The organism is Paenibacillus sp. HW567, assembly GCF_000374185.1.
GTDB lineage: Bacteria > Bacillota > Bacilli > Paenibacillales > Paenibacillaceae > Paenibacillus_AQ.
The window spans coordinates 4485707-4505270 of record NZ_KB910518.1; the positions used below are offsets into that span (position 1 = coordinate 4485707).

General features: G+C 53.0%; 17 protein-coding genes. 9 read left to right on the forward strand and 8 right to left on the reverse strand.

Going from position 1 to position 19564, the window contains the following annotated elements; genetic code table 11:
• Window positions 1-6 precede the first annotated feature (6 nt).
• The 4 genes from B212_RS0119825 to B212_RS0119840 form a co-directional block, all read right to left on the reverse strand.
• Window positions 7-1122, reverse strand: coding sequence for an ABC transporter permease (locus B212_RS0119825; protein WP_019912770.1), 1116 nt, complete (start codon window positions 1120-1122; stop codon window positions 7-9).
• Window positions 1119-2651: an ABC transporter ATP-binding protein gene (locus B212_RS0119830; protein ID WP_019912771.1), complete on the reverse strand. Its 1533-nt coding sequence runs from the start codon at window positions 2649-2651 to the stop codon at window positions 1119-1121. The genes B212_RS0119825 and B212_RS0119830 overlap by 4 nt, the downstream gene beginning before the upstream one ends.
• A 323-nt stretch (window positions 2652-2974) precedes the next feature.
• Window positions 2975-4147 carry a BMP family ABC transporter substrate-binding protein gene (locus B212_RS0119835; protein WP_019912772.1) on the reverse strand — a complete coding sequence of 391 codons (1173 nt, stop codon included), beginning with the start codon at window positions 4145-4147 and terminating at the stop codon, window positions 2975-2977.
• 265 nt (window positions 4148-4412) lie between these two features.
• Entirely contained in the window at window positions 4413-5987 is a 1575-nt protein-coding gene (locus tag B212_RS0119840; protein ID WP_019912773.1) for a PucR family transcriptional regulator, read from the reverse strand.
• 275 nt (window positions 5988-6262) lie between these two features.
• Between B212_RS0119840 and B212_RS0119845 the strand changes: the two genes are divergently transcribed.
• The 6 genes from B212_RS0119845 (at window position 6263) to B212_RS0119870 (ending at window position 11604) form a co-directional block, all read left to right on the forward strand.
• On the forward strand, window positions 6263-7807 hold the full coding sequence (locus B212_RS0119845) for a spore germination protein (RefSeq protein WP_019912774.1): 1545 nt from the start codon (window positions 6263-6265) through the stop codon (window positions 7805-7807).
• A 96-nt stretch (window positions 7808-7903) separates the two neighbouring features.
• Window positions 7904-8362 carry a helix-turn-helix domain-containing protein gene (locus tag B212_RS35975; protein WP_019912431.1) on the forward strand — a complete coding sequence of 153 codons (459 nt, stop codon included), beginning with the start codon at window positions 7904-7906 and terminating at the stop codon, window positions 8360-8362.
• On the forward strand, window positions 8359-9033 hold the full coding sequence (locus tag B212_RS35980) for an IS630 family transposase (protein ID WP_019910227.1): 675 nt from the start codon (window positions 8359-8361) through the stop codon (window positions 9031-9033). The genes B212_RS35975 and B212_RS35980 overlap by 4 nt, the downstream gene beginning before the upstream one ends.
• Window positions 9020-10237 (forward strand): Ger(x)C family spore germination protein, encoded by a 1218-nt coding sequence (locus tag B212_RS0119860; protein ID WP_036668347.1) that lies wholly within the window; start codon window positions 9020-9022, stop codon window positions 10235-10237. The genes B212_RS35980 and B212_RS0119860 overlap by 14 nt, the downstream gene beginning before the upstream one ends.
• Window positions 10234-10470 (forward strand): hypothetical protein, encoded by a 237-nt coding sequence (locus tag B212_RS0119865; protein ID WP_019912777.1) that lies wholly within the window; start codon window positions 10234-10236, stop codon window positions 10468-10470. Before B212_RS0119860 ends, B212_RS0119865 begins: the two co-directional genes overlap by 4 nt.
• A gap of 18 nt (window positions 10471-10488) precedes the next feature.
• Window positions 10489-11604, forward strand: a complete 1116-nt coding sequence (locus tag B212_RS0119870; RefSeq protein ID WP_019912778.1) for a GerAB/ArcD/ProY family transporter — start codon at window positions 10489-10491, stop codon at window positions 11602-11604.
• Window positions 11605-11739: 135 nt separating this feature from the next.
• On the opposite strand, the gene B212_RS0119875 is transcribed toward B212_RS0119870, so the two are convergent.
• Window positions 11740-12924: an amidase gene (locus B212_RS0119875; protein ID WP_019912779.1), complete on the reverse strand. Its 1185-nt coding sequence runs from the start codon at window positions 12922-12924 to the stop codon at window positions 11740-11742.
• A gap of 955 nt (window positions 12925-13879) precedes the next feature.
• Window positions 13880-15457 (reverse strand): gamma-glutamyltransferase, encoded by a 1578-nt coding sequence (gene ggt / locus B212_RS0119880; RefSeq protein ID WP_019912780.1) that lies wholly within the window; start codon window positions 15455-15457, stop codon window positions 13880-13882.
• A gap of 256 nt (window positions 15458-15713) precedes the next feature.
• Between ggt and B212_RS34620 the strand changes: the two genes are divergently transcribed.
• The 3 genes from B212_RS34620 (at window position 15714) to B212_RS0119895 (ending at window position 18435) form a co-directional block, all read left to right on the forward strand.
• A complete protein-coding gene (locus B212_RS34620) occupies window positions 15714-15881 on the forward strand; it encodes a hypothetical protein (protein WP_019912782.1) in 168 nt (55 codons plus the stop codon).
• 99 nt (window positions 15882-15980) lie between these two features.
• Entirely contained in the window at window positions 15981-17945 is a 1965-nt protein-coding gene (gene abc-f, locus B212_RS0119890) for a ribosomal protection-like ABC-F family protein (protein ID WP_019912783.1), read from the forward strand.
• 25 nt (window positions 17946-17970) lie between these two features.
• On the forward strand, window positions 17971-18435 hold the full coding sequence (locus B212_RS0119895; RefSeq protein ID WP_019912784.1) for an ASCH domain-containing protein: 465 nt from the start codon (window positions 17971-17973) through the stop codon (window positions 18433-18435).
• Window positions 18436-18570: 135 nt separating this feature from the next.
• Here the strand turns inward: B212_RS0119895 and B212_RS35075 are convergent, their stop codons facing one another.
• Both B212_RS35075 and B212_RS0119905 read right to left on the reverse strand, forming a co-directional pair.
• Window positions 18571-18723, reverse strand: coding sequence for a hypothetical protein (locus tag B212_RS35075; RefSeq protein ID WP_019912785.1), 153 nt, complete (start codon window positions 18721-18723; stop codon window positions 18571-18573).
• Window positions 18724-18925: 202 nt separating this feature from the next.
• Window positions 18926-19543: an NUDIX hydrolase gene (locus tag B212_RS0119905; RefSeq protein WP_028530944.1), complete on the reverse strand. Its 618-nt coding sequence runs from the start codon at window positions 19541-19543 to the stop codon at window positions 18926-18928.
• Window positions 19544-19564: the final 21 nt, after the last annotated feature.

The window sequence follows — 19564 nt, forward strand, 5'->3', positions numbered from 1 at the left end:
ATGCTGCTATGCGCTCCGGCGGATGCGGAAGCGGTGAATCATCTCGCCGGCAATCAGGAAAAACAGGATCGCACCCTGCAGCATTTCCGAAATGGACGAAGGCAGTCCGATGGTCTGCACACTGTATCCGCCGACGATCAATCCCCCGAACAGAACGGAGGTGACAATTAGGCCGAGCGGGTTCAGCTTGGCAAGCCAAGCGACAATAATGGCGGTATAGCCGTAGCCCGGCGAAATCCCCTGCATCAGCTTGTGGGTAACACCGGACACCTCGGCCATTCCCGCAATGCCGGCCAGACCGCCGCTGATCAGCATGACAATGATAATATGCTTCTTGATGTGAATCCCAGCATACCGGGCCGCCGTTGGATTCGCTCCAATCAGACGCAGCTCATAACCCCAGCGGGTAAACTTAATCATCAGATAATAGATAGCGACCGCAACCAGGCCGAAGATCAGTCCAATATGCAGCCTCGTAGTCCCCAGCACCGGCAGCGACTGGGCAGCGGTGAACATGGGTGAACCCGGGAAGTTGAAGCCCTTCGGGTCTTTCCACGGTCCGAACACCACATAATCCAGTGCCAGCAGGGCTACATAATTCAGCATCAGTGAAGTAATCAGCTCATTAACACCGAAATGTGTCCGTGGAATGGCGGTCATTAGTCCCCAGAGGGCACCAGCGGCGGTTCCAAATACAAGCATCAGTGCAATAGACCAGAACGAAGGCAGATCGGGAAAATAAATCGTTACCGCCGTAGCCGCCATTGCTCCGACAGTAAGCTGGCCTTCCGCACCGATGTTCCATACGGAAATCCGGTATGCGACTGCGATGCCGAGCCCGCAGAGCAGCAGCGGGATGGCCTTCACCATCGTTTCGGTGAATCCGTAAGAAGTACCAAAAGCGCCGCGGAACATTTTCTCATATACGGTTATCGGACTCATACCGTTCGCGGCAATAAACACGGCGCAGAGCAGCAGCGCCAGTATAATGGAAAGAATTGGCGACCACCAGGGAGAACGTGTCCGGCTGGCGTCATACTCAAGGCGCATCGGCAGCCGTCTTCCGGGTTTAGCCGGAACGGAATTAAGCAGCGCAGCATTTGCTGCATTTTTCTGACTCATACGGCGCTAACCTCCTTGTTCCTGATTCCGGCCATCATCAGGCCGATTTGCTCCCGGTCCGCATGCTCATGATCGCTTTCCCCGATAATCGCCCCGTTATAAATCACCAGAATCCGGTCCGATAATTGAAGCAGCTCATCCAGATCCTCCGAGATCAGCAGCACTCCGCTGCCGGAGCCGCGCAGCTCCATCAGCAGCTCATGCACTCCGGCAGTTGCACCCACATCCAGCCCCTGCGTCGGATGGACGGCAACCATCAGCTTCGGCCGATGGCTGACCTCGCGGGCGAACAGCAGCTTCTGCTGATTGCCGCCCGAGAGCTGCTGCACCGGTGTATCCAGCTCCGGCGTCTTGACGTTGAAGCGCTGCACAAGCTCCTGCGACCAGGAACGGTTTTTTGCAGCCTTCAGAATGCCGAATTTGGAATGCTCGCTGCTGCGGTAGGATTTGAACAGCAGATTATCCACAGAGCCCAGCCGCCCGGCTAGACCGCTTTTCATCCGGTTCTCCGGCACGTGGGAGATTCCAGAGTCAATCGCGCCCCGTACCGAAGCCGTTTTTACCGTGCTGCCGTCAAATATGATTTCACCGTTCCTCCAGGTTCTAAGTCCTGTCAGCACTTCCGCCAGCTCCTTCTGTCCATTGCCGGCAACCCCGGCGACCCCTACAATTTCCCCTTCGCGTACGCTGAGGGACAAGCCGTCCAGCGCCTTGCGGCCATGATCGGCTGAAACCTCCAAATTATTAACAATCAGCAGCGGTTCTCCTTCCGTAGCCTCCCGCTCCTGGCGGGTGATCGTAACCTCCCGGCCAACCATCAGCCGGGCCAGCTCCAGCTCATCGGTCTCGGCAGTATCCAGCGTTGCAATCATTTTCCCTTTGCGCATGACGGAAATACGGTCGGAGGAGGCCATAACCTCCTTCATTTTATGCGTGGTCATAATGACCGTCTTGCCCGCCTGCTTCATTACCTGCAGTGTGGCGAAGAGCTGCTCCACCTCACCCGGAGTAAGTACAGAGGTCGGCTCATCCAGAATGATGATATCCGCGCCGCGGTACAGCGTCTTAACGATTTCAACACGCTGCTGCTCGCCGACAGACAACTGCCAGACCGGACGGTCAACCGGAAACTTCAGCCCGAACCGCTCCGCCAGTACTCCGATTTCCTTATGCTTATTTTTGATCCATTTGCTGCCCCGCCAGAAAGACGACTTTTCGCCAAGCACGATATTTTCCGCTGCCGTGAGGCTCTGCACCAGTCTGAAGTTCTGGAATACCATGCCGACGCCAAGGAGTGCAGCATCTTTGGGGGAACGGATTTTCGCCGATTTGCCGTGAAGCAGAATCTCCCCCGCGTCTGCTCTGTACACACCCGACAGCATGCTCATGACCGTGCTTTTACCTGCCCCGTTCTCACCAAGCAGCGCGTGAATCTCACCCGCATTTGCCGAAAAATCGACTTGATCGCTGGCCGTGACAGAACCGAATTTCTTCACAATTCCGCGCATTTCAACTGAATGGTCCTGCATAGGTGACGCTCCTTCCCTTCTATAATTAGAGTTGAACTATAGATTTTCATATTGAGGTCTGGTCGTAACTGCGGGGAATGGTTGGACTTCCGGCCGCTGCCCGCCTGCAGATTTCTTGATTATGACCGCTCTTCGCGGTGGAAATCCGCAGACAGAGGCGGTCGCTACCGCTCCGTAAGTATCCAAACTTCCCCTCCGTCACTTCGGCCCTTTTATGTTTTCTTTAGTTCAACTTATCTAGTTGTAGTACGGGTGGGGAAGGTCCCGCTGTACGGAACCCGCCCCACCCATAAGGCCGTGCAATATGCAATTGGATTATTTCTTTATTTCGGGATTGTTCCTTCTATGCCTTTGGCCAGCCAGTTCATCGCCAGAACTTCCTCAAGCGTCAGCTTTTGGCCTTCCTGAACCTGAACCTTGCCCTGGTTATCCGAGATCGGGCCGGTGAACACATTCAGCTCTCCGCTGATAATTTTGGCTTTGGCATCTTCCACCAGCTTCTTCACATCATCCGGGACTTTCTTGCCGAATGGGGCGATATCAATCATGCCGTCCGCCATATCGCCGGAATATTGTTCATTCGTCCAGGTTCCGTCCATGACCGACTTCACAGCCTTCACATAATAAGGTCCCCAGTTCCACACAGGGTTGGTCAAATAATTATCCGGTGCGTATTTGCCCATATCGGAGTCATTCCCTCCGGCAAAAGCGCCGCGTTCCGCAGCCGCCTGCAGCGTTGCAGGAGAATCCTGATAAGCAAGCAGCACATCTGCCCCTTTATCCAGAAGGCTGATCGCCGCCTGGCGTTCCGTCGCAGGGTCATACCAGGTATTGGTCCAGACTACGCTGACCTTAACATCCGGGTTAACGCTTTGTGCGCCCAGTGTGAAGGCGTTGAGGTTATAAATAACCTCGCTGATCGGGAAGGCTCCCACATAACCAAGCTGGTTGTTCTTGGTCATTTTACCTGCGGCGATCCCCGCCAAGTAGCTGCCTTGATAGTTTTTACCGAAGTAAGTGCCCATGTTGGGAGCTGTTTTGTAGCCGGAAGCATGCATGAATTTTACATTTGGAAATTTATTAGCAACATTAAGGGTATAATCCATGTATCCGAAGCTTGTTGTAAATACGATGTCATGGGACTGGGCAAGCTCAGTGATAATGCGTTCGGCATCGGCGCTTTCCGGAACATTTTCTACCGTGTCCGCTTTGATGCCCAGCTCCTTCTCCATGTACTGACGGCCTTGATCATGCTGATACGTATAACCGCCGTCACCCGGAGGCCCGATGTAGACAAAAGCAACCGTCGGCTTCTTGGCTGCCGGCTCGGTTGATGCCGCCGCCTCTGTTGCTGTACCTGCATTTGACGCTGCCGGCGCTTCAGATGCTTTGGCGTTAGTACCGGAATTGTTGTTGCCGCCGCACCCCGCCAGAACCACCGCTAACAGGAACATGAATACAAAGCTGAACGTAAATGCCTGACCCCTTTTTTTCATAATTCTCCTCCTCCAATAGATCTCTCATAATAGCTGCTGCCATTAATGTATCTCTACTATACTGAGACACAGCGTTCACGTAAATTTATATAACATACGTTTGTAGCAATTGATAAGAAGCTCTGGTTTTTTTGTGCTTTAAGCACTAGAGTAGCTTGAATTATGATTAAAATATGTGATAATTTCTAACACACACTTCAGAATCAGCCAATTTTATGTCACTTGTTCAGCGCATAATCTGTTGTAACGGTAAACCCGTGTCCACCTATTCTCGCTCCAGCATCTTGCGGAAAATAAACACCAGCTTCAACCGCATCAGGTCATTGATTTTTTTGAAATCAACATCCAGCAGCTCGCTGAGCTTCTCGATCCGGTAAGTGGCGGTATTGCGGTGAATGAACAGCTTTTTGGCCGTTTCATTGACATGGCCGTCATTCTCCAGATAGACCTCCAGCGTATGCAGCATTTCCTTGATGTACTCCGGCTCCCGGCTGAGCAGTCCGCGCAGGCTGCCGTTGCAGTATTTCTCCATCGTTTCCGCCGGAATCCGGCCTAGCAGCAGGTTCAGCTCAAGCTGCCGGTAATGCACCACATTTCCGTGCGTTCCCCAATGCTGGACTGCGCCCATACACTCTTTGACCTCGCCAAAAGCCTCCTTCAGCCCCTCCGGCTTCACCTTGGTGCTGCTGATCGCCGCCCGCGGATAATATCCTTTATTGAACGTCAAATTCTGAAAGCAGGCCTGGATCAGATCACGGAATTGCTCAGGACTATGCTGACCGGCAGGATACAGTGACACCAAGCCCTCGTCCATCATTACATGTATCGCATTCAGCTCCCGCAGCACCGGATGCTCAAGATACTCCTCCTTCAGCCGGAGCAGTTCTCCCTGCCGCGCCTCTCCCGCTGCCAGGGTATCCGTGAGCATCAGCTCGAAAGGCGCTTGCAGCACCGTAACCTCGAGCTTGTCAGCAGCCTGGGCCAGTTCACTGCAGGGCATTCCGCCATTCAGGCAGCGCCGCAAAAGTCCGCTGAACTCCCTGTGCCCGGCATGCTCGAAATAATCCTCATAACCGGAATGAATATGATAGGAAATCAGCTCCGCCCCCTGGACGAACAAGCTCTCTTCCACTGGTAGCAGCAAAGGGTCAATTGAGCAGTATAAAAGATAGCCCGGGCACTTCTCTCCCTGGAGCAGCGGGATTCGGAACCCCGCCTTGTCGCCGATGCGGAAGCGTTGCTTCCGGTTCTGCCAAGGCCAGCCCTCCAGCAGCTTCGGCGGCGCATTCTCCGAATTGTTAAAAACAACCTCGCCCCTTGCGCTGATAACCGCAAGCGGGTAATCAATCACCTCCGACACCGCTTCGAACAGCGGGCGGCTGCGCCCCGAACGCAAGGCCAACCGCATCAGCTTGCGCTGCTTCTCCATCATGCTCTGCAGCACGCCGGTGCTGCGCGAAAGCTCGGCACGGAACAGCCCGTTCATCTGGTCGGAGAAGGTAAACTGGAACGGCAGCTCAATCAGCGGGAAATTCAGCGACTCCGCCTCGGCAATCAGCTTCTCCGGCACGGTATCCCAAAAACGGCCCAGCTTGATGCCAAGCCCCGCAGAACCGCGGCGGTTCAGGGTATGCAGCAGAGCGGAGGCATCCTCCAGGCTGTCTTTGATCAAATAAGCCGTCGTCAGCAGCATTTCCCCTTCTTTGATCCAATCCGAAATATCCGGGGCGTCCATCACATTAATTGATTTGATAATCCGGTGTTTCCCCTTAGAGCCTGCAATCAGCTTAGCTTCAGACAAAGGATACACGGACAACGCTTCCTCGACTGTAAGATGCATGCCACCCCTCCTTTTTTGCAATGAATATATGATTAAGCTTGCATACACTGAATGAAACTGCGACTTCAATGTTACTTTATGTAACATTATAGATAATGAGACCCTCAATGGAAAGAGAAAAGTAAAAAAACACATAAATATGTTAGATAAAATAACACAAGTCACATAATCTTAACGGTTGCCGCTCATAGCTGAATAATTTCCGGAGGAATGATTTGAGGATAATTTGCTGATATTGGAAGCAAACTTAGTACATAAAAGGAAGGAGATGAATCATGACCGCAGGTTCGGATCACAATAGCAGCAGCTTTGCGCGCAACCTCTCTCCTGGCCTTCCGGACAATATCGCCTTCATTAAAAAAAGTCTCGGGGACAGCAGCGATCTCATTTCTAAAGAGATTCGGGGTGGCGGCTCCTTGGACATGCTATTGATTTACATGGATGGCCTTGTCGACACTGGGGTTTTGAACAACTCCGTTCTGCCATCCCTGCTTCAAATGGAGACTGAGCGGCTTGCACTTCTCCCCCCTCAAGAGCGGCTGAATTTTATCCTTAAGCATGTGCTGATTGCATCTAAAGCAGGCACGTTCAGCTCTACCGACGAACTGTTCAAAGGGATTCTCTCGGGTCAGATCATTGTGCTCCTGGAGGGAAGCAGCTACGGAATTTGGGCGGACGCTGCCGGATATGAAGAAAGAAGCGTCACCGAGCCAATCTCCCAAAGTGTTGTACGCGGTCCAATGGAGGGCTTTACCGAGAACCTCCGCACCAACACTTCTCTTGTCAGAAAGAGGATTCAAGATCAGCGGCTTTGGCTTGAGTCCAGAAAAATAGGCCGGATTACGAAGACCACAGTGGCCATTATGTATCTGGAACACGTTGTGAATAAGGATGTTCTTGCTGAGCTTAAGAGCAGATTAGGCCACATAGATATTGATGGCATTCTGGAGAGCGGATATATCGAGGAGCAGATACAGGATACAGCCCGTACCCCGTTTCCGACGATCTATAACACCGAACGTCCCGACATTATTGCCGCTGGTATTCTGGAAGGGAGAATTGCCATCTTTGTGGACGGCACCCCTTTTGTGTTATTGATTCCCGCATTGTTCATGCAGTTCTTTCAATCGCCTGAGGACTATTATCAACGGGCCGATATCAGCACACTCCTGCGCTTTCTGCGCTATTTGGCATTTTTCATAGCTCTGCTGGCTCCGGCCTTTTACATCGCCGTTACCACTTTTCATCAGGAGATGCTTCCTACCAATCTGCTTATCAGCTTGGCGGCGCAGCGGGAAGGCGTTCCTTTCCCGGCTTTCATCGAAGCGCTCTTGATGGAGATCACATATGAGATTCTGCGGGAAGCGAGCTTGCGCATCCCCAAGAACGCCGGTCAAGCAGTGTCCATTGTAGGCACTCTCGTCATAGGACAAGCAGCAGTAGAAGCCGGTGTGGTTTCAGCCGCAATGGTTATCATCGTCTCCATTACAGCGATCTCCACCTATGTCGTTCCTGAGAATGGCATGTCAATAGCTGTGCGCATGCTGCGGTTTATATTAATGATGCTGGCTGCTTCCATAGGGTTATTCGGCATTATGATTGGTCTGGTGCTGATGACCTTGCATTTGACCTCACTGCGGTCATTCGGCATCCCGTACATGAGTCCGTTTGGCCCGTTTATTTCAGATGACTTGAAGGACAGCATTTTCCGGGTCAATTGGCACCGGATGAGAACAAGACCCGTCTCTTTCATCTCCGAAGAGAAGCAGTCCCCCCAAACGCGGACCTATAGGCAAAAGAAAAGGAGAACACGGTGGTAAGACTAAGACTAATCCTGCACTGTACACTAGTACCTTGACCGCATAGCATTTTAGACTTACCCTCTTAATATAGAAGTATACGGGAGGGTTAAACCAATGTACAAAAAATATAAGATAGAATTGAGTCTAAAAGAACGGGAGCAGATTAATCAATGTATTCATGACAAGAAGACATCCAAAGGCATCCGCAATCGCTGCCTCATTTTGTTATTGGCTGATGAGAGTCAGGGGCAGATTCCAAAACAGATTGAAATTGCCCAGCGTGTTGGTGTCAGCGATGTTACCGTCTATCATACAATAAAAGACTATTGTACGTATGGGCTGGAATCGACACTTCACTATCGGCAACGTCCCAATCCCGGCCGTCCGGCTGCGATTACCGGAGAAGAGGAAGCTCGGATCATTGCACTCGCGTGTTCTGAGCCACCAAACGGATATGCCCGCTGGACGATTCGTCTTCTGACAAGTCGAGTGATTGAACTGGGTATTCTGGAGTCCGTTGGACGGGAAACCATTCGCCAAACGTTAAAAAAACGAAACTTAAGCCTCATTTGAAAAAGCAATGGTGCATACCCGCAAAAGCCAATGCTGAATTTGTTGCCCGCATGGAAGACGTGCTTGAAACCTACGCCCTCCCGTATGATTTCGAGATCCCGCTCATTTGTATGGATGAGCAGCCTGTGCAACTGCTGGATCACACCCGCCCGCCGGAGAAGATGAAACCAGGGAAGGTACGCCGGGAAGACTATGAATACGAGCGTAAAGGTAGTTGCACCCTGTTTTTATTCACAGAACCTTTGGCCGGTTGGCGCCACGTTTGTGCGAGCCAAAGACGGACCAAATCGGATTGGGCAGAACAGATCCGCGAATTGCTCGAAGTCCACTATCCAAAGGCGAAGCGCATTCGACTTGTCATGGATAACTTGAATACGCATACCCTCTCATCGCTGTATGAAACTTTTTCTCCTGATGTAGCGCTCTCGTTAGCAAAGCGTTTGGAGATCCACTACACACCGAAGCATGGAAGCTGGCTAAATATTGCTGAAATTGAACTGAGCGCAATGACGATACAATGTCTGCACCGCCGAATTAGCTCAATTGAACAATTACAGCAAGAAGTAACGGCTTGGAAAGTCAAGCGCAACCAGGATCAAAAATCGGTCCAGTGGCAATTCACAACCGAGGAAGCCAGAGGCAAATTAAAACATTTGTATCCTAAAATCTAAAACGGTCAAGGTACTAGCCCTTGGAATGCTCCTGCTGGTAACGGGCTGCTGGGATAAAGATGAACTGAACGAGCTTGGCATTGCGCTTGCCCTTGGTATTGATATGCAGGGTGATTTATACAAGGTATCTGCCCAGGTGGTACTGCCCACAGAAATAGCCTCAAAGTCCAGATCCGGGGGGAACGGCAATGCGGTGACGGTGTATGATGCTACCGCACCTACATTATACGAGGCTATCAGGAAGCTGATCGAAACCAGTCCCCGTGTGTTATACATCCCTCAACTGCGGGTTGTCGTTCTGGGAGAAGATTATGCCCGTAGAGGGATCAGCAACATGGTGGAGACGCTTATGCGGGATGTTTTTGCCCGTACCGATTACTTTGTGGTTGTAGCCAAAGGGGCAAAGGCGGAGGATATTCTGCAAGTGTCTACCCCGCTGGAAAGGATTCCTGCCAATCAAGTCTACTCCTCCTTGCTGGCCTCATCCAAAACTTGGGCTCCAACCTCTACAGTGACCATTGACGAGCTTATGAAACGCTTAGTGACCGAAGGCGTTGAAGCTGTGTTGACAGGCATTCAAATCGTAAGAAGCACGCCGCCAGCAGGGGATGATGAGAATAATAATCTTGAACCAATCAAACCCCGTACAGAGCTTCGCGTATCTTCCCTGGCTGTATTCGACAATGATCGTCTGATTGGCTGGCTGAATGAGGAAGAGAGCAAAGGCTACAACTATATCCGCGATCAAGTCAATCAGAGCTTCGGGCATATTGCCTATGGGAATGGGCTTGTCGGCGTGAGAATTCTGCAGAGCACCACGGACGTCAAAGCCAAAATAATCAATGGAGAGCCTCATATCCAGATAAAGGTGACCAACATGAATGCAATTGTCGAAATGGGAACGACTGAACTATCCCTCAGAAGCAGGGAGGATTACCGCAGAATAGAGCAGGAATGCAGTGACTCAGTTGTTCATATCCTGCAAAACACTTGTGATGTCCTACAGCACAAATTCAAAGTGGACATTTTCGGATTCGGAAGTCTGATTCATCAGACCCATCCCAAGGTCTGGAAGACCCTCAAACAGGATTGGAGCAAAACCTTTAGCGGGCTTAAGATCGACCTATCCGCAGATGTTCATGTTAAAAGAGTAGGCCAGCTAGGAGATAACTATCTGAAGCAAATGAGGGAGAACACGAAATGAGCATGAAGGATACCGTAATGGTCTGCGCGGCAGGGCTGTTGATTTCCTGGAGAGAGGTTCCGCCCTTGCTCCGGCAAAAGAGATTCAGGGAACTGCTGGTATATGTATTGATGCTGGGACTCGGGGTATGGCTCAGCATCATAGCTGTCAGCTTCACGGCGGTTCCCACCCCGCTGCATCTGATTGAACTGATTTTCCAGCCTGTTCTGCAAATGTTGAAGTATGTATTCTAGTAATTAGGAGGAGCTATTGTGCTTGAGAAAGGACGCATCAGTATCAGGCAGATCACTGTTCTTATGTTTATCTTTCTTCTGGGAGAAACCATAGTCGTCTATCCCAACATGCTCACCTCGATTGCCAAACAGGATGCCTGGATCTCTTCCATCCTGGGGGTGTCGTGCGGAGTGCTGCTGGTATGGGTCCTGTTGCGCCTGCACCACAAATATCCTTCACAGAACTTGATCCAAATCGCTCAAACCGTGCTGGGAAAATGGATAGGCGGTATGCTTTCTTTATGGTATTTGTTCTATTTCTACCTCAGCACGGGTCTGTACGTCAGACAAATTGCAGATTTTCTGGTCACACAATACTTTAACAACACCCCCCTAAGCTTGATTGTTATCCTGTTTATTATCCTTCTGATTTGGGGAGTAACCGCTGGTATCGAGCCTATTGCACGCAGTGCTGAACTCCTGCTGCCGATACTTCTGCTCGCATCGGCCTTTCTTGTAATTTCTCTGCTGCCGCAAAGTGATACGACACAACTGAAGCCGCTGCTGGAAAATAGGCCTCTGTCCATCCTCCATGCCGCCGTTATGGTCATCGCCAATCCCTATGGACAAAGCATAGTGTTCACTATGCTGCTTCCTATGGTGAACAAGCAGCCGCATCTGAGCCGTGATGTGCTGTTGGCAGCTATAGCCGGGGGAACGCTGCTTACGGTCATTTTGCTGACCTCTTTGCTGGTAATAGGGCCTTTTCTCTCTGAAGGTACTTTATACCCTACGTTTTTTATGGCCAAGAAGATCAGTATCGGGGACTTTTTGCAGCGGCTTGAAGCTTTTTTGGCGACAGCGTGGATCATCACGGCCTTCTTCAAAACCGTTCTTAGTTTCTATGCTACTATTCTGGGAACCGCCCAGTTGTTCAGACTCAAGAATTATCGTTCCCTGATCCGGGTGGCCGCAATGGTTATCTTTGGACTGACTCTTATTGTCGCACCGGATTTGGAATACTATATGAGCACCTTTCCCCCTTACGGGTCGCTCTGGGATTTAACCAACGGGTTGGTCATTCCCCTGCTGCTGTTACTTCTCCCTGCCTGGTCGCTAAGAAAAAATAAACCTACTGGCCATGACAGTGCCTGATGCGGTAAAACGTGCCGGCTGTTCAGCGCTGAATCCTCTGCCGGACACCCTTAGCGGAGCTATAGCCCATGCCGGGCTTACTCCCGTTCTCCGCAGGACAGCGCGGAGCCGGGAGTTATGTCATTCCATATGCGTCTACCCGCATATTTGCCTTACCCAGGCGAGCAGGCGCAGGTCCTGCCCCTGCCCGCCGATCACCGACAGGCCGAGCGGCAAGCCGCCGGGTCCTGTCACCGGAAGCGTAAGCTGCGGAAGGCCGGCCAGGCCGGCGATGCAGCTAAGCATCATGGCGCCGCTGCGGTTCAGCTCGAGCTGCGCCAGATCTCCGCCCCGCAGCGGCGCGGGGCCGGGGACCGTCGGGAGGACGAGGCAGCCGTCCTCCCCGAGCAATTGCCGCAGCCGGGCCGCGATTTCCGCGCGCAAGCTATGCGCGCGGCGGTGATCCTGCCCGGCCAGGCCTGCCGCCCAAGCGAAGCGGGCGGCGATATCGGGTCCGAAGAGCGGCTGCTCCCGCTCTATCCAGGCCCCGTGGGTCGCCCAGATCTCGGCGCCCTGCAATTCACGGAAGACATCCATCCATGTCTTCAGCCCCTCCGGGGCAATCCGCGTGTCGGCGGATTGCCCTGCACCGGCCTGCAGCTTGCGCAGGCCCTGCTTCAGGCTGGCGGCGCTCTCTGCGCCCGCCAGCGCCCAACCCTCAGGCACGATGTGCAGATTGCCCATCGTGCTGTTCCCGCTGCCGGGAGCTGCCGCCCCGAGCAGCACCTCGCCCGCCCGCAGCAGCAGCTCCGGGCTGTCGGCGATCCAGCCGACGGTGTCGAAGCCCGGCGCAAGCGGGATCACACCGTCCAGTTCCACCGCCCCGTGCGTCGGGCGGAAGCCGTATACGCCGCAGTACGATGACGGCACACGGACCGAGCCGCCCGTATCCGTACCCAAGGCAAAATCCACACTGCCGCCGGCCACCGCCACTGCCGAGCCGCTGGAGGAGCCGCCGGGTATGCGGCCCTCCGCACGCGGGTTGACCGGCGTGCCATAATGATGGTTCTCACCGCCGAGACTGTACATCAGCTCGTCGGTATGCGTAGCCCCCCGCAAGCCGGCTCCGGCCTGCAGCAGCCTCCGTACTACAGCCGCATGCTCCAGTGACGGGGGATGGCTGCGCAGCCAATCCGGATTCCCGGCGGAAGAACGGTGCCCCGCTACCGCAAACACATCTTTAACAGCAAAGTTGAGACCATCCAGCGCCCCCCCTATTCGCAGGGCAGGGACCTCCAGCCCCGGATTAATGAACGCGCCATATAAATTAGTAAGAACCATCGTTCCCCCTCCTTCCCTCCCTGACAACCGGGAAAGCATTGTTGTTTTCACTATGCTGCTGAACCTGTCAACCCTGCTGGACAGATAATTGTATTTCCTGCAATTAAAAGGAGGCGAAGCCGCCTATTTAGGAAGATAATTGCATTTCGTACAATTACAAATGACGATTTACTTTGTTTTGGTGAATAAAGCATTATTTAAGTGTACGAAGTGCAGTTAACTTTGATTTTGCTCCGTTATGTCCTCTTTTAATTGCACAAAATGCAATTATCCCACTCTTCCTTCCCTTTCTACTACTCTTTTCATTCGTCAACTCTTTCTACCTCATCAACTCCTTCTACTGCCCCAACTCCTTCTACTCCCTCAACTCCTTCTACTCCCTCAACTTTCCTACTCCCCCAACTCTCCTACTCCCCCAACTCTCCTACTCCCTCAACTCTCCTACTCCCCCAACTCCTTCTACTCCCTCAACTCTCCTACTGCCTCAACTCTCCTGCTCTTTCAACTCTCCTACTGCCCAACTACTTCTACTCCCTCAACTCTTTCTACTCCCTCAACTCTCCTACTCCCTCAACTCTCCTGCTCCTTCAACTCTCCTGCACTTTCAACTCTCCTACTGCCCAACTACTTTTACTCCCTCAACTCTTTCTACTCCCTCAACTCCTTCTACTGCCCCAACTCTCCTATTCCCTCAACTCCTTCTACTCCCTCACTCTTCTCCCCCCCAACTCCTTCTACTGCCCTAACTCTCCTACTCCCCTCAACTCCTTCTGCTCCTCAACTCCTTCTACTCTCCCCCCACCTTCAACTTCTTTTAACCCTACCCGCTCTCTTTTTCCCTCCAGTTCACGAATGCCCCAGCCCTTTTTTCCCCTCTTACCTCACCCTACCCTAACTCTCCCTACCCCGCTCCCCTCACCTTCGCCTCTCTGCTCCCAGTCCTCCGGCCACACCGCTACCATCCTATCGCTGCTCCATCACAACGCGGGTCCGTTCCGCCGCTGCGGTAGCCATTTTCACCGATGGAAATCGCGTGGGCATGCCCTACAATGCCATCGTAGCTGCCCACCTGGCGTACCAGATGTCCAGCTTGGGCAAGCTCATTTTGCACCTCCGGCGCTACTCTGCTCTCCACCTTCAGCTCCTGGGTCCGTTCCCCCCAAGTTCTGCCCCAGACAAAACGCGGCGCGCTCACCGCAGCCTGCGGGTCCATCCCGTAATGCAGCATCCGGGTCAACAGCAGGCTCTGGGTCTGGGGCTGGCCTTCGCCGCCCTGTGTGCCGTAAAGATAAGCCGGCTTACCGTCATGGAAGGCCATTGCGGGCATCAGCGTATGGAACGTTCGCTTGTGTGGCTCCAGCGTATTGACATGACCTGGGTCAAGCGAAAAGAACGAGCCCCGGTTCTGCAGCAGAATGCCCGTATTCCCGGCCACGGCACCGGAGCCGAATTCAAAGTACAGGCTTTGGATGAACGATACCGCGTTTCCTTCATCATCCACCACCGCCGCATAAGCCGTATCCCGGCCTACGGGATCACTGCTCAGCGGTGCAGCCTGTGCAAATGATATCGAAGCGGCCAACTGCTCCGCATACTGCTTATCCAGCAGCCGCTCCAGCGGTATCCTACTGAAAGCAGGGTCGGTAAGCACCTTATCCCGGTCGCGGAAGCTCAGCTTCAGCGCCTCTACCAGCAGATGATAATATTCATAAGAGCCATGCGCGATATCTCCGAAATTGTAGCGTTCCAGAACATTCAGCGCCATCAGCGCCGTGAAGCCCTGGGAGTTCGGCGGAACCTGGTAGACCCGATGCCCGTGATAATCCGTGAACACCGGCTCCTCCCAATTCCCCTCATGATCGGCAAAATCCTCACGGGTGAGATACCCGCCGGAAGCCCGCATATAACGGCTTATCTCCCCGGCAATCTCCCCCTTATAAAAAGCATCCCGGCCGCCCCCGGCCAGAGCCCGCAGCGACGCCGCTAGCTGCTTCTGCACAAACCTGCCTCCGGCGGCGGGAGCCGCGCCGCCGGGAAGATAAATCGCCGCCGCTTCAGGGGACAGCGCCGCTCCCGCAAGCACGCTGTTGCCGTATTGGTCCGGCGACAGCGGAAACCCGTCCGTACCGTAGCCGATGGCCGGCTCCAGCACCTCCGCGAGCGTCAGGCGTCCATACTCGCGCTGGACCGCCGACCAGCTATCCGCCATTCCGGGTACCGTAATGGCACTTCGTACTCCCCGTCTCGGAATTTCCTCCTCGCCGGCGTAGCAGTCACGGCGGACGGCGTAGCCCGAACGTCCGCTGCCGTTGTAAGCCCGGACGCGCCCTTCACCGGCGCAATAAGTGAGCCAAAAAGCATCGCCGCCCAGCCCCGTCATATGCGGATACACCACCGCAAGCGCAGCGCTGACCGCTACCGCCGCATCAAAAGCGTTGCCGCCCTTCTGCAAAATCCGTGCTCCGGCGGCGGAAGCCAAATAATGAGGGCTGACCACCATCGTTTTTGTGCCGATTACAGGACCTGTCGTCATGCTCCCCATCCCCCATTCCTGTCGTTCAAGTTAGTGTCATTTAACAGCACAGCCAAAACCCTTGTCAATTGGATTCAGTGGTTTTTTGTGAGCCATGCACAAAGTTTAGCTGACCGGCCTTTCGCATTGTGGCTGCAAACCGGCCAATTATATAAAATAGGCGGCACAACACACCCTGCGAGCTTTTGGTCTTGCATATCTGTCCATAATTGGTTAAACTAATTATAAATTTGTCATGAAAGGAGGTGTAGGAGGAATGGATCACAATCGGACCAACAGTGTTAGCAGCCGGCTGATTAATATTATGGCTGGCATCGTTCATGTAAATGCCGACAACGGGAGAAGTCTGTCCATTTACACGAATTTAATAACACTACAACATTGTGAAATGCCTTTCCTGCCTGCACTTCAACGGACTCTTTAAACCGGAGAACATTTAGGCCGTGGGGAAATTTCCCTGCGGTCTTTTTGTATGTTCCAAGGCTGAACGCGGCGGGTAGGCATTCTTAAAAGGAGAATACCTATGATTATCTCATGCCAAAATGTTCAAAAACACCACGGTGCCCAGCTCGTCCTGAGCGACATCACCTTCGATATCCGCCAAGGCGAAAAGATCGGCCTGATCGGCCGCAACGGCTGCGGCAAAACCACCCTTTTCCACCTCCTGAACGGGGAAGAACGCCCCGACCAGGGCCAAATCTCCATCCGCAGAGGCAGCGTAGTCGGACTGCTGTCGCAGATTCAAGAGGTAGGTGACGGCGAGACGGTCTATGGCGTGCTGCAGCGCAGCTTTGCCGAACCTCTGCAGTGGCAGGCGAGGCTTCGGGAGCTGGAGCAGGAAATGTCTGTACCGGACGCCGGAGCGAATAAGCAGGATTGGAACAGGCTGCTTAAGGAATACGGCGCTTTGCAGGAACAATTCGAGGCGGCCGGCGGCTATGAGATTGAAGCCTCCATCCAGCGTGTAGCTGCGGGGCTGGGCATTGGAGCCAGCCAGTATGACCGCCTCTTCTGCTCCCTCTCCGGCGGCGAGAAAACCAAAGTCGGCCTGGCTGAGCTGCTGCTGCGCCAGCCCGACGTTCTGCTGCTGGATGAGCCGACAAATCATCTGGATATGGAAGCCATCGAATGGCTTGAGCAGTTTCTCCAGAGCTACGACGGTACCGTACTCGCGATTTCCCATGACCGCTACTTCCTCGATGCCGTAGTGAAGAAGGTCATTGAGATCGAAGACGGGGAAGCCTTCACATTCCACACCAATTACAGCGGTTATCAGGTCGAGAAGGAAGCAAGGCTGCTGCAGCAATTTGCCGATTATCAAGAGCAGCAGAAGAAAATCAAGCAGATGCAGGAGAGCATCAAGCGGCTGATTGAGTGGGGTAACCGCTCCAATCCGCCGAATCCTTCCTTCCACCGCCGGGCCGCCTCCATGCAGAAGGCGCTCGACCGGATGGTAAAGGTCAAACGGCCAATTCTGGAGCGCAAAGCTATGGATTTACAGTTGCAGCAGGAGGACCGTTCCGGCAACCAGGTTGTCATTCTCGACCGGATCGGCAAAACATACGGAGAACGCACGCTTTTCTCGGAAGCCAGTGACGTTCTGCGGTACGGGGAGACCACGGCGCTGATCGGCGGCAATGGCGCGGGCAAAAGTACGTTGCTGCGGATCATTCTGGGCCAGGAAACACCGGACAGTGGCAGTTGCACCCTCGGCTCAAGAGCGGCTGTCGGCTATCTGGCACAGGAAGCCGTTCCCGAAGAGGGGAGCCAGTCGGTGCTGCGCTACTTCCGTGAGGAAGCAGGCCTGGAGGAAGGTGAGGCGCGGGGGCAGCTCGCGCGGTTTCTTTTCTATGGCAGCGATGTTTTTAAAAGCGTCGCCAATCTCTCCGGCGGAGAATGGACACGGCTGCGGTTCGCGGTGCTGATGCACCGCCGTCCGAACCTGCTCATTCTCGATGAGCCGACCAACCATCTGGATATTGATTCCCGTGAAGCGCTTGAAGAAGCACTGGAGGAGTTTCCGGGCACCGTGCTGGCTGTATCCCATGACCGTTATTTCATCAACCGCATCTTCGGCAAGCTCTGGTCAATTGCGGATGGAAGGTTCAGCGCCTTCTCCGGGAATTACGAATATTACAAGGAAAAGCAGGCTGAGAAGGCTGCCGATGCCACTGCGCTCAAGCCTAACGGCAAAGTATCATCTGAACTGCAACGCTCCCAAGCAGGCCGCCAGCCAAACGGCAATCCCAATGCCGGAATCGGAGGCTCCCCAACCACTGCTGTCTCCCGCAAACCCCGCCCCAAAATCTCATGGGAGGAGGAAATCGCCGCAGTTGAAGCGCAGCTTGCACTCATTGACGCAGACATGCTCGATCCGCTAAGCGTCAGCGATGCAGAGAAACTTGCAGCGATGCAGCTAAGCCGGGATGCATTGCAGGCGAAGCTTGATAACCTCTATTCTGGCTGGCTGAACGAGACTGACAATTAACTAATAGAAGAAACGGGTGAACCGCATGACAGAAAAACTAGAAATCACACAATACTGGAACGACTACCTGAAGGATCATCCTGAAGCAGCAGATTATTATGACAGCGCCTGGGCATTTGGCGACAACCCCCGGCTGGCGGATGAACTGCTTGCACTGGTGCTGGACGGAACCAAGACCGGAACGGCTATGAATTACGAGTTGAACGAAGTGCTGGGTGTGCCTTTGCCTTTTATCGGCGGGCATTCGATCCTGCTGGACAGTAATGGCGAGCCGCGTGGAATCGTTAAAACAACGAAGTTTGAAATTGTTTCTTTTGCCGAGGTGACTGCGGAGTTTGCCTATTCCGAAGGCGAGGATGACCGCACCCTGGAATCGTGGCGCTATGAGCATGAAGTCTATTTTACTAGAGAGCTTAAGGCTTACAATAAAGAGTTTGACCCTGGAATGAGGGTGATCTGCGAGAACTTTAAGCTGGTACACCGCAAGTAGTGCCTGATACGGCAGAGCCTGCACTATTTCCGGATTGTTGATTCAATCATTTAAAAAGGCTGCTTCTTCATCACGAAGAGGCAGCCTTCATTGTATAGTTGCAATTAAGTAGTAAGTAGTAGCTCTGCTGCAGTTTTAATGCCAGATGCCCATAATCCAGCCGATAACCGAGATCCATAAAGGAATGCTGATGAGGATGCCCCATACCAAACCGTTGGCAATATTGCCTTCTGCAGGACGTGTAATGACCTCCTGCTTCAGTGGAAGCCTCAATTCTTCTTGTTCCATGCGATCCCCTCCTAAAATATCTTATCGTCACAGTAGAGGAAAAAATGTAGACCGCCTGACCCAAAAGTTGCATTTTTGGTAGTTTTTTTAGATATAAAGGCTCAGCGGCACTCATTTGTAAAGGCTTACATTATTATTAATAAATAAATTTCCACTTCAGAAAACTTGTTTTTCAGCTTATTTCTGCATAATATGCCGTTGTTTAGTCTAATATGACTGGGTTCTCAGGATTTTTTAAAAATTGAAACATCGTCAGCAGTTGCTCCCGCGTGTTACGCTCCTGCGACAGCTCCGGCAGTTCATCCTCGGCAAAAAAAGCCGCCTCGCTCGTCTCCACGCCTCCCGCCGCTTCCCCGCTGACAATCCGGCAGAGAATAAACAGCTTGTACACATGATAAGGCTCCGGCGGATGAGCATGAAATTTCTTGTCGAGCACGGCAAGCAGACGGACAGCCTCGGCCTGAAAGCCCGATTCCTCAGCAATCTCCTTGACAACCACCTCACTGGGAGACAGCCCGATATCGGCCCAGCCTCCGGGAAGCGCCCAGTTGCCGTCCAGCTTTTCACGAACCAGCAGAATCTTGTCTTCCCTGAAAATCACACCGCGCACATCAACTTTCGGTGTAGCGTAACCCTCATCTCCGGCAAAAGCCAGCCTGATCTTCTCCTTGCTCTCATACGTATAGTTCGCCAGAATATCCACACTTAGCTCCCGCAGCGCCTGATAACGTTCGATATCATATACATCCCTAGCATACGTAAGACCTGTCTGGGCGATCGCTTGAATCTCTTTGGCCCAGGTTAACCATTTCTGTTCCATATCCGCACCGCCCTCATTAGA